This is a genomic window from Kitasatospora sp. NPDC001539, assembly GCF_040298565.1.
Lineage (GTDB): Bacteria > Actinomycetota > Actinomycetes > Streptomycetales > Streptomycetaceae > Kitasatospora.
On record NZ_JBEPAK010000265.1, the window covers coordinates 1 to 9406 of the forward strand.

A 9406-nucleotide genomic window follows, 5' to 3' on the forward strand; every position below is an offset into this window, starting at 1 on the left:
CGGCCTCGGAGCCCGCCGCCCGGGCCGGCTCCGCCGCGCCGAGCAGGGCCGGCGAGGCGTAGCGGGACCAGGACAGGCAGCCGTCGGGCGGGCAGAACTCGGGGCGGCGCGGGTCGTGCCCGAGCTCGCGCAGCTTGGTCCGGACGGAGTCGGGCGTACGGCCGAAGCGGGCGGCGATCCGGGCGACGGTCTCGCCGTCGTGGAAGCGCCGGACCAGCTCCTCCTCGTGCTGCGGCACCCAGGGGGCGCCGTGGCCGGGGTAGAGCTCGCGCAGCACGTCACGGTCGGGGATGGGCTCGGAGACGTCGGCGACGATCGCCAGCGCCCGCAGCGCGCGGTTGAGCGCGATCCGCAGCGAGGCGACGTCCTCGACCGGCAGGCGGAGCTTGCCCGAGGCGAGCGGCGCGGCGGCCGCCCCCTCGCGCCAGCCGGTCAGGGTGAGGGTGACCTCGCGGTCGTCGTCGCTGGCGAGTTCGATCCGGAAGACCTTGTCGCCGAGCGGGAGCTCGTTGAGATGACGGAATGCCATGGCAGGACCCCCAAGTGTCGCGCCAGGTACGCACCTTGAGGGTGCGTCCTGAACACCTTCATTCTCTCCCGGGGGTCTGACAGTCCGGCCGTCCGAAGGGCCCGCTCAGCCCTTCTCCATGAAGGCCGCGCGGTCCTCGTCGAGCAGGCTCTCCAGCGCGGTGCGCAGGTCGGGGTGGCCGGCGAGGTCAGGGTCCTCGGCGACCAGCCGGGTGGCCTCGGTCCGGGCGGTGAGGATGACCTCCTCGTCCTCCAGCACCGACAGCACCTTGAGCGAGGACTTCACACCCGACTGCGCCTGGCCCAGCACGTCGCCCTCGCGGCGCTGTTCGAGGTCGATCCGGGACAGCTCGAAGCCGTCCAGGGTGCCCGCCACCGCGTCCAGCCGGGCCCGGGCGGCGCTGCCGCCGGGCATCTCGCTGACCAGCAGGCACAGGCCGGCCGCGCTGCCCCGGCCGACCCGGCCGCGCAGCTGGTGGAGCTGGGAGACGCCGAAGCGGTCGGCGTCCATGATGACCATCGCGGTGGAGTTGGGGACGTTGACGCCGACCTCGATGACGGTGGTGGCGACCAGGACGTCCACCTCCCCGGCCGCGAACCGGCGCATCACGTCGTCCTTCGCCTCCGGGGCGAGCCGGCCGTGCAGGATCTCCACCCGCAGCCCGCTCAGCGGTCCCTTGACGAGCATCTCGGCGGTCTCCACCACCGAGAGCGGGGGCCGCCGCTCGTCGGTCGCGGCGCCGAGGTCGGCGACCTCCTCGAAGTCCTCCTCGGCCGCCCGGCGCTTGCGCTTCGGCTCGCCCTTCGAGCCGGCCGCCGGCTCCTCGTCCCCGATCCGGGGGCAGACCACGTACGCCTGGTGGCCCTTGGCGACCTCCTCGCGGACCCGTTCCCAGGCCCGGCTGAGGAAGTTGGGCTTCTCCAGCGCCGGGACGACGTGGGTGGAGATCGGCGAGCGTCCGGCCGGGAGCTGGTCCAGGACGGACGTCTCCAGGTCGCCGAAGACGGTCATCGCGACGGTGCGCGGGATCGGGGTGGCGGTCATCACCAGCAGGTGCGGCGGCTGGTCGCCCTTGGCCCGCAGCGCGTCCCGCTGCTCGACGCCGAAGCGGTGCTGCTCGTCGACCACGACCAGGCCGAGGTCCTGGAACTGGACCTTGTCCTCGATCAGCGCGTGGGTGCCGATGGCGATCCCGGCGTCCCCGCAGGCCATGTCGAGCAGCGCCTGCCGGCGGGCGGCGACGCCCATCGAACCGGTCAGCAGCACCACCCGGGTGCCGAGGTCGGAGCCGCCGAGCATGCCGCCCTCGGCGAGGTCGCCCATCATCTCGACGATCGAGCGGTGGTGCTGCTGGGCCAGCACCTCGGTGGGGGCGAGCAGCACGGCCTGGCCGCCCGCGTCCACCACGGCGAGCATGGCGCGCAGCGCGACCAGCGTCTTCCCGGAGCCGACTTCGCCCTGGAGCAGGCGGTGCATCGGGTGCTCGCTCGCCAGGTCGGCGGCGATCTCGGCGGAGACCTTCCGCTGGCCCTCGGTGAGGGTGAACGGCAGCCGGGCGTCGAACGCGTCCAGCAGCCCGCCCTCGCGGGCCTTGCGCGGCTTGGCGGGCAGGGCGGAGTCCGCGGCCCGGCGCTGGGCGAGGGCGACCTGCAGGACGAAGGCCTCGTCCCAGCGCAGCCGGCTCTGGGCGCGCTCGCGGTCGGCGTGGCTGCGCGGGCGGTGGATCAGCTCCAACGCCTCGGGCAGCGGGATGAGGTCGTGCCGCTCGCGCAGCTCGGCGGGCAGCGGTTCGCCGACGTCGCCGAGGTGCTTGGTGAGCGCCGTCTCGATGCAGATCGACAGCTTCCAGCTGGGCATCTGGGCACTGGCGCCGTAGACCGGGATGAGCCGGCCGGCGAACTGCCGGGCGGCGTCCGATCCGGCGTCCTCGTCGAGCAGCTGATAGTCGGGCGAGACCAGCTGACGGGTGCGGTTGAAGACGCCGACCTTGCCCGCGAAGAGGCCCTGGGCGCCGGGCTTGAGCTCCTTCTGCCGCCAGCCCTGGTTGAAGAAGACCAGCGAGAGCCGGCTGCGGCCGTCGGTGACCACGACCTCCAGGCGGTCGCCCTTGCGGCCGCGGAACGGGATCAGGGTGACCTTCTCGATCCGGGCCAGCACGGTGACGTGCTCGTCCACCTCCAGCTCGTCCAGGCTGGTGAGCTGGCCGCGCTCGACGTAGCGGCGCGGATAGTGGTGCAGCAGGTCCCCGACCGTGCGCAGCTTGAGGCTGTCGGCGAGCACCTTGGCGGTGCGGTCGCCGACGAGCTTGGTCAGTGGTTCATCGAGAGCGCCCATCAGGCCCTTGTTTACACCACGGCACCGACGAACCGGGCCTCACCGGAGGCGACCCGCACGGCTCACCCGGCTCGCGCGCTCACTCGACCCCGATGAGCAGCGGGGTCGACTCCTGCCCGCCGTGGAAGACCACCGCGTCCACCTCCGGCCGCTGGTGGCGCACGTGCGCGACCAAGCGGTCGGCGAGCGTCGGATCGGCGCCCTCGCCGAGGATCAGGGTGACGAGTTCGCCGCCCGCGCCGAGCATCCGGTCCAGCACGCTCTCGGCGACCTCGGCCAGTCCGCCGCCGATCACCGCGACGTCGCCGTCGATCAGGCCGAGCACGTCCCCGGCCTGGCAGACCCCGGCCATGGTCCAGGACTCCCCCTCGGCGAACGCGAGTTCGGCGTACCGGGTGGCCCCGGCGGCGGAGGTCATGGCGACCACGTCCTCGTCGAAGCGGCGGCCGCCCTCGTGGACCGCGAGCGCGGCGAGGCCCTGGACCGGCGAGCGGGTCGGCAGGACGGCGATCCGCACCCCCTCCTCGCGCAGCTGGTCGGCGGCGGCCCCGGCGGCGGCGCGCAGTTCGGGGTCGTTGAGCAGCAGGACCACCTCGCGGGCGGCCGAGCGGCGGACGGCGTCGGCGAGTTCGGCGCTGGCCGGGCGGCGGTCCGGGTCGGCGTGCAGGGCGACGGCGCCGGCCTGCTCGCAGAGTTCGGCGAGGCCCTCGCCGGACACCACGGAGAGCACCGCGCGGGTCCGCTCCTCGCGCTCGCCGGGCTCGGCGGCGGCGCCGGAGCGGGCGGCGGCCTCCGCGAAGTGGGTGATCCGGATCTGGTGCGGCCGGCCGGCCTCGACCCCGGCCTCCACCGCGGCGCCGGCGTCGTCCACGTGGACGTGCACGTTCCACAGGCCGTCGCCGCCGCCGATCACCAGGGAGTCGCCGAGCGCGCCCAGCCGCTCGCGGAGCGCGGGCAGCGCCTCGTCGGGGGCGTCCAGCAGGTAGATGACCTCGAAGGCGGGGTGCCCGGGGCCAGGCGGCCGGACGTGCACCTCGCAGCTCTCGGCGGCCCGCAGGTCCCCGCGCAGCGCGACCGGTCCCATCGGCTGCTGCCCGGCGACGGCGTCGGCGAGGGCGCCGAGGACGGTCACCAGGCCGCGCCCGCCGGCGTCCACCACCCCGTTCTCGGCGAGCACGGCGAGCTGCTCCGGGGTGTGCCGCAGGGCGTCCCGGGCGGCCCGGTAGGCGGTGTCGGCGACCTGCGCCAGCCCGTCCCCGGCCCGGACGGCCTCCCGGGCGGCGACCCGGGCGACGGTCAGCAGGGTGCCCTCGACGGGCTCGGCGACGGCCTGGTAGGCGGAGTCGGCGGCCCGCTGGAGGGCGGCCCGCAGCTGGTCGGCGCCGCCGCCCTCGGCGAGCGTCTCGGCGGTGCCGCGCAGCCACTGGGCGAGGATCACCCCGGAGTTGCCCCGGGCGCCGAGCAGGGCGCCCCGGGCCATCGCCTGGACCGCGTCGGCCAGCCCGGGGGCCGGGTCGGCGGCGGGGTCGGTGAAGCGGCTCTCCACCTCGGCGGCGGCGGACTCGACGGTCAGGTAGAGGTTGGTGCCGGTGTCGCCGTCCGGGACGGGGTACACGTTGAGCGCGTCGATCTCCTCGCGGGCCTGGCCGAGCGCGCGCAGGGCGAGCTGGCACCAGGTGCGCACGGCCGGTGCGTCGAGCGTGTGCAGCACCAGGTCTCCTCCGGATGGGACGCCGGTACGGCCTGGCGGGCAGCGGCACGCTCAGGGCAGCGGCGAGGGGTGGTACCGGCAGGTTATCGGGGCCGGGGTGGGGCCGCCCGGACCGGCGACCGCAGCGATCACTCGGCCGGTCATGGTAGTTTCGTGGGACGGAAGCAAGCGTTGTATGCTCTTCCGGTTGCCTGGAACCGTCCAGGCTCACCCCCTTGTCCGGTCCGGTCCACGTGAGTGTTCTGGTGGGTGGGCGGGGTTTTCGAAAGTAACTGATCTGAAGTCTTGGAGTGACTCCTGTGGCTGCCAACTGCGACGTCTGCGGCAAGGGGCCGGGCTTCGGCAACAGCATCTCCCACTCTCACCGCCGTACCCCCCGTCGTTGGAACCCCAACATCCAGACGGTGCGCGCTGTGATTGGGCGGACGCCGAAGCGGCTCAACGTCTGCACCTCGTGCATCAAGGCCGGTAAGGTCTCGCGCTGACGCGCAGACCGGCATGCCGGTCCTCCAGTGAGCCGGTTCATCCTCGGATGGACCGGCTTCGCTGTTTTCCGGGCCGGACGCGCCGTCCGGACGTGACCGTGGTGGGCGGGCTCCCCTGGGGGCCCGCCCACCACTGTCGTCCGCGCCGGTCCTGCGCCCCCGCGCCTTCCGGCCGGGCGCTCCCGGCGTCGGCCCGCGGGCGGGGGTTCGACGACGGGCCCTAACGCCAGCGCCAGGCGTGGTCGACCGGGCCGATCCCGGCACCCAGGGCGAAGCCCCCGGCGATCGCGCCGGTGATGTACTCCTTGGCCGAGCCCACCGCCGCGGGCAGCGACTCGCCCCTGGCCAGGCCGGCCGCGATCGAGCTGGCCAGGGTGCAGCCGGTGCCGTGGGTGTGCCGGTTGTCGTAGCGCGGCGCCCGGTACCAGTGCACCTCGTCGGGCCCGCCGTACAGCAGGTCCGCGGCCTCGCCCTCCAGGTGGCCGCCCTTGACCAGCGCCCAGCGCGGCCCGAGGTCGACCAGTGCCCGGGCGGCGTCCAGCATCTGCGACTCGTCCTCGACGGTGCGGCCGGTGAGCTGGGTCACCTCGTGGAGGTTGGGGGTGACGACGGTGGCGACCGGCAGCAGCCGCTCCCGGACGGTGGCCACCGCCTCGGCGGCCAGCAGCGCGTCCCCGTGCTTGGAGACGCCGACCGGGTCGACCACCACCGGGGCGTCCACCGTCGACAGCAGCTCGGCGACCGTCTCCACCAGGGCGGTCGAGGCGAGCATGCCGGTCTTCACGGCCTGCACCCCGATGTCGTCCACCACGCTGCGGAACTGCGCCCGGACCGCCTCGGCGGGCAGTTCCCAGTAGCCCTGGACACCGAGCGAGTTCTGCGCGGTGACGGCGGTGATCACGCTCATGCCGTGCACGCCGAGGGCGAGCATCGCCTTGAGGTCGGCCTGGATGCCGGCGCCGCCGCCGGAGTCGGAGCCGGCGACGGTGAGCACGCGGGGAGGTGCAGTCGAAACCATGGGGTCAACCTACCCCCGCCGGTTCACAGCACCGCTTCGGACTCCGCCCAGCGGGCCTCCGGCACCGTCTTCAGCCGGGTCACCGCGTCGGCGATCGGCACCAGCTCGATGGCGCCGCGGCGCAGTGCGGTGAAGTGCCCGAAGGCGCCCCGGTGGACGGCCTCCACCGCGTGCCAGCCGAAGCGCGAGGCGAGCACCCGGTCCCGCGCGGTCGGGGTGCCGCCGCGCTGGACGTGGCCGAGGATGACCGGCCGGGCCTCCTTGCCGAGCAGGTCCTCCAGCTCGTGGGCGAGCCGGTTGCCGATCCCGCCGAAGGTCCGGTGCCCGAACTGGTCGACGTCGCCGTGGTCGAAGCGCATGGTGCCGGGCTGCGGGGCGGCGCCCTCGGCGACGGCGATGATGGCGAACTTCTTGCCGCGGGCGAAGCGGTCCTCCACCATCCGGGCCACCACCTCGATGTCGAAGGGCTTCTCCGGGATCAGGATGCCGTGCGCGCCGCCGGCCATGCCCGCGGTGAGGGTGATCCAGCCGGTGTGCCGTCCCATCAACTCGACCACCATGACGCGCTGGTGGGACTCGGCGGTGGTCTTCAGCCGGTCGATCGCCTCGGTCGCGACGTGCACCGCGGTGTCGAAGCCGAAGGTGAAGTCCGTGGCGTCGATGTCGTTGTCGATGGTCTTGGGCACCCCGACCACCGGCAGCCCGGCGTCGCTGAACCGCTTGGCCGCGGTGAGCGTGCCCTCGCCGCCGATCGCGATCAGCGCGTCGATGCCGATGTCCCGGGCCAGCGTCTTCGCGTTCTCCACCGCCCAGGCGATCCGCTCCCGCTGCACCCGCGCCGAGCCCAGGATGGTGCCGCCGAGGGTGAGCAGCCCGGTGACGTCGTCGTGCGAGACCGGCCGGGTACGGCCCTCGATCAGGCCGAGGAAGCCGTCCTCGATGCCGACGATCTCGTCCCCGTGCACGTCCGTTCCGCGGTGCACCACCGATCTGATCACCGCGTTGAGGCCGGGGCAGTCGCCGCCGCTGGTCAGTACACCGATGCGCATGTGTGGTGTGCTCCCGCTCGCAGTGGACATCAGAACACCCGCGCGCCGGACGGGCGGGCGGGCTCGGATGCCGCAAGCCTACGCAAAACGCACCCCCGAAGCCCGTCCGCCGCACGCCCGGAGCGTCATCTGCCGCACCGGCGTCCACTGCCCATCGGCCGGGCTCCGTACGCCAGTCGGTACCGGAGGTCGCCGGCAGCTCACTCGGCGAAGTGGTCCCAGCCGCCGACCCGGTCCCACGGCGCGCCGTCCACCGTCACCCGGCCGCTGCGCGAGCCCAGCGGACGACCGGTCACCTCGCCCACCACCCGCCAGCGGGCGGGGAGTTGGACACCGCGCGGGAAGGTGGCCACGATCGCGTGGTCCTCGCCGCCGGAGAGCACCCAGACCAGCGGGTCCACCCCGACCGCCTGGCCGATGTCGGCCATCTGCGCCGGGACGTCGAAGTCCGCGGCCTTGAGGTCGATGTCCACGTCGCTCGCCCGGGCCACGTGGCCGAGGTCGGCGACCAGCCCGTCGCTCACGTCGATCATCGAGGTCGCGCCCAACTCGGCGGCGGCCGGGCCCGCGTGGTACGGCGGCTCGGGCCGGCGGTGCGCCTCCACGAAGGCCCGCGGGGAGCGGAAGCCGCGCTGCAGGACGGTCAGCCCGGCCGCCGACCAGCCGAGCCAGCCGGTCACCGCGACCACGTCGCCGACCTGCGCGCCGGAGCGCGTCACCGCCGCGCGCCCCTGGAGGTCGCCGAGCGCCGTGATGGCCAGCGTGACGGTGTCGCCGCGCACCACGTCGCCGCCGACCACCGTCGCCCCGGCCACCTGGCACTCGTCGCGCAGCCCGTCCATCAGCTCGGTGGCCCAGGTGGTCGGCAGGTCGACCGGGGCGACCAGGCCGAGCAGTATCGCGGTCGGCACCGCGCCCATCGCGGCCACGTCGGCGAGGTTCTGGGCGGCGGCCTTGCGGCCCACGTCGTAGGCGGTCGACCAGTCCCTGCGGAAGTGCCGGTTCTCGATCAGGACGTCGGTCGTGGCCACCACCCGGCCGTCCGGGGCCTTCACCACCGCGGCGTCGTCCCCGGGACCGAGGTCGACCGCGTCGGTGAGCGGTACCCGGGCGGTCAGCTCCCTGATGAGGCCGAACTCGCCCAGCTCGCCCACGGTCCCCTGCATCTGCCGTCCTCTCGCGTTTCCATCCGGATCTGGCCCCCGCGCGCAGCGTACGCCCTTCGGGGGGTACCGAGGTCTCCCCTCCCCGGGCCGCTGCGCGGTAGCGTGGTGATCCAGTCTGCCGGTGAGCCCGTTCCCACCCTGTGCCCGACCGGGCGATCACGGCGGCGACCCCCGTTTCCGGCCGCCGGGAGGCACCTGTGGTACAGGCATACATCCTGATCCAGACCGAGGTCGGGAAGGCCAGCGCCGTGGCCGACACGATCGGCAAGATCCCCGGGGTCCTCACCGCCGAGGACGTCACCGGCCCCTACGACGTGATCGTCAAGGCCGAGGCCGAGACCGTGGACGACCTGGGCCGCATGGTGGTCGCCAACGTCCAGAAGGTCGAGGGCATCACCCGCACCCTCACCTGTCCGGTGGTCCACCTCTAGCCCCGGCTACCATCGGCGGGTGCCCAGAGAACTCCGCATCCCCAAGGTGCTGACCGCGCTGCCGGCACCGGTCCGCTGGCTGGCGGTGCCGGTCGCGCTGGCCTGCGCGGTCGTCCTGCTGATCGGGAGCTGGAGTTCGGCCGACCCGAAGGTCGAGGTGCCGCGGCCGAGCGGGCGGGCGGCGGACCACTGCCGCGCGCTGGCAGCGGCGCTGCCGCACGAGCTGCTGGGGCACGCCCGCCACGACCCGTCACCCGCCTCGCCGTACGTGGCGGCCTGGGGCGACTCGCCCCGGCTCGTGCTGCGCTGCGGCATCGACCGGCCGGAGGAACTGGACGGCGAGCACGCCACGGACTGGTCCCCGACCGTCGACGACGTCACCTGGTGGTCGCAGAAGCTCTCGGACGGCGGCTACCGCTTCGTGACGACCATGCGCGCCGCCTACGTCGAGGTGACCGTCCCGGCCGGAGCCGCGCAGAACCCCTTCGACCCGGCGGCCGCCCTGAGCGACCTCGTCAAGGCGAACATCCCGGGCTGACGCGCCCCGGCCTTCCCGCCCCGAGCGGGCGAGCACCAGCCCCGAGCGGGCGAGTAACAGCCCCGAGCCGAAGGGGCGCGCCGGTGCCGAAAGGGAGAAGCGAGGAGGCCCCGAGGGACGAGGGGCCTTGGAGCGCCGACCGTCG

Annotated in this window: 9 protein-coding genes; 3 read left to right on the top strand and 6 right to left on the bottom strand. The window is 74.2% G+C overall.

The genetic code is table 11. The features are described 5' to 3' along the window. From ABT247_RS28475 to ABT247_RS28485, 3 genes are all read right to left on the bottom strand, one after another. A partial coding sequence (locus tag ABT247_RS28475; RefSeq protein WP_350747943.1) for a hypothetical protein occupies positions 1 to 529 on the bottom strand: 529 nt, incomplete at its 3' end. 105 nt (positions 530 to 634) lie between these two features. After that, positions 635 to 2863 (bottom strand): ATP-dependent DNA helicase RecG, encoded by a 2229-nt coding sequence (recG, locus tag ABT247_RS28480; RefSeq protein ID WP_350747946.1) that lies wholly within the window; start codon positions 2861 to 2863, stop codon positions 635 to 637. Between the two features lie 79 nt (positions 2864 to 2942). Beyond that, positions 2943 to 4574: a DAK2 domain-containing protein gene (locus ABT247_RS28485; RefSeq protein ID WP_350747948.1), complete on the bottom strand. Its 1632-nt coding sequence runs from the start codon at positions 4572 to 4574 to the stop codon at positions 2943 to 2945. 299 nt (positions 4575 to 4873) lie between these two features. Here ABT247_RS28485 and rpmB point away from each other — a divergent pair, with 299 nt between their 5' ends. Then, the gene (gene rpmB / locus ABT247_RS28490) at positions 4874 to 5059 is read left to right on the top strand and encodes a 50S ribosomal protein L28 (protein WP_014138233.1); all 186 of its coding nucleotides are present in this window, start codon (positions 4874 to 4876) and stop codon (positions 5057 to 5059) included. A gap of 220 nt (positions 5060 to 5279) precedes the next feature. Here rpmB and thiD read toward each other — a convergent pair whose 3' ends face one another. From thiD to ABT247_RS28505, 3 genes are all read right to left on the bottom strand, one after another. Next, entirely contained in the window at positions 5280 to 6077 is a 798-nt protein-coding gene (gene thiD, locus ABT247_RS28495) for a bifunctional hydroxymethylpyrimidine kinase/phosphomethylpyrimidine kinase (protein ID WP_350747951.1), read from the bottom strand. 23 nt (positions 6078 to 6100) lie between these two features. Further along, entirely contained in the window at positions 6101 to 7126 is a 1026-nt protein-coding gene (locus tag ABT247_RS28500; protein WP_350747954.1) for a 6-phosphofructokinase, read from the bottom strand. A 200-nt stretch (positions 7127 to 7326) separates the two neighbouring features. Beyond that, positions 7327 to 8292, bottom strand: coding sequence for a thiamine-phosphate kinase (locus tag ABT247_RS28505; protein ID WP_350747957.1), 966 nt, complete (start codon positions 8290 to 8292; stop codon positions 7327 to 7329). 197 nt (positions 8293 to 8489) lie between these two features. Here ABT247_RS28505 and ABT247_RS28510 point away from each other — a divergent pair, with 197 nt between their 5' ends. Both ABT247_RS28510 and ABT247_RS28515 read left to right on the top strand, forming a co-directional pair. Next, positions 8490 to 8723, top strand: coding sequence for an Lrp/AsnC family transcriptional regulator (locus ABT247_RS28510; RefSeq protein WP_350747958.1), 234 nt, complete (start codon positions 8490 to 8492; stop codon positions 8721 to 8723). A gap of 19 nt (positions 8724 to 8742) precedes the next feature. Further along, positions 8743 to 9261 carry a DUF3515 domain-containing protein gene (locus ABT247_RS28515; protein ID WP_350747960.1) on the top strand — a complete coding sequence of 173 codons (519 nt, stop codon included), beginning with the start codon at positions 8743 to 8745 and terminating at the stop codon, positions 9259 to 9261. The last annotated feature ends 145 nt before the right edge of the window (positions 9262 to 9406 follow it).

Excerpts from the sequence above, each read along its gene's own strand:
- recG (WP_350747946.1), bottom strand. The coding sequence starts at position 2,863 with ATGGGCGCTCTCGATGAACCACTGACCAAGCTCGTCGGCGACCGCACC.
- thiD (WP_350747951.1), bottom strand. The coding sequence starts at position 6,077 with ATGGTTTCGACTGCACCTCCCCGCGTGCTCACCGTCGCCGGCTCCGAC.
- ABT247_RS28500 (WP_350747954.1), bottom strand. The coding sequence starts at position 7,126 with ATGCGCATCGGTGTACTGACCAGCGGCGGCGACTGCCCCGGCCTCAAC.
- ABT247_RS28505 (WP_350747957.1), bottom strand. The coding sequence starts at position 8,292 with ATGCAGGGGACCGTGGGCGAGCTGGGCGAGTTCGGCCTCATCAGGGAG.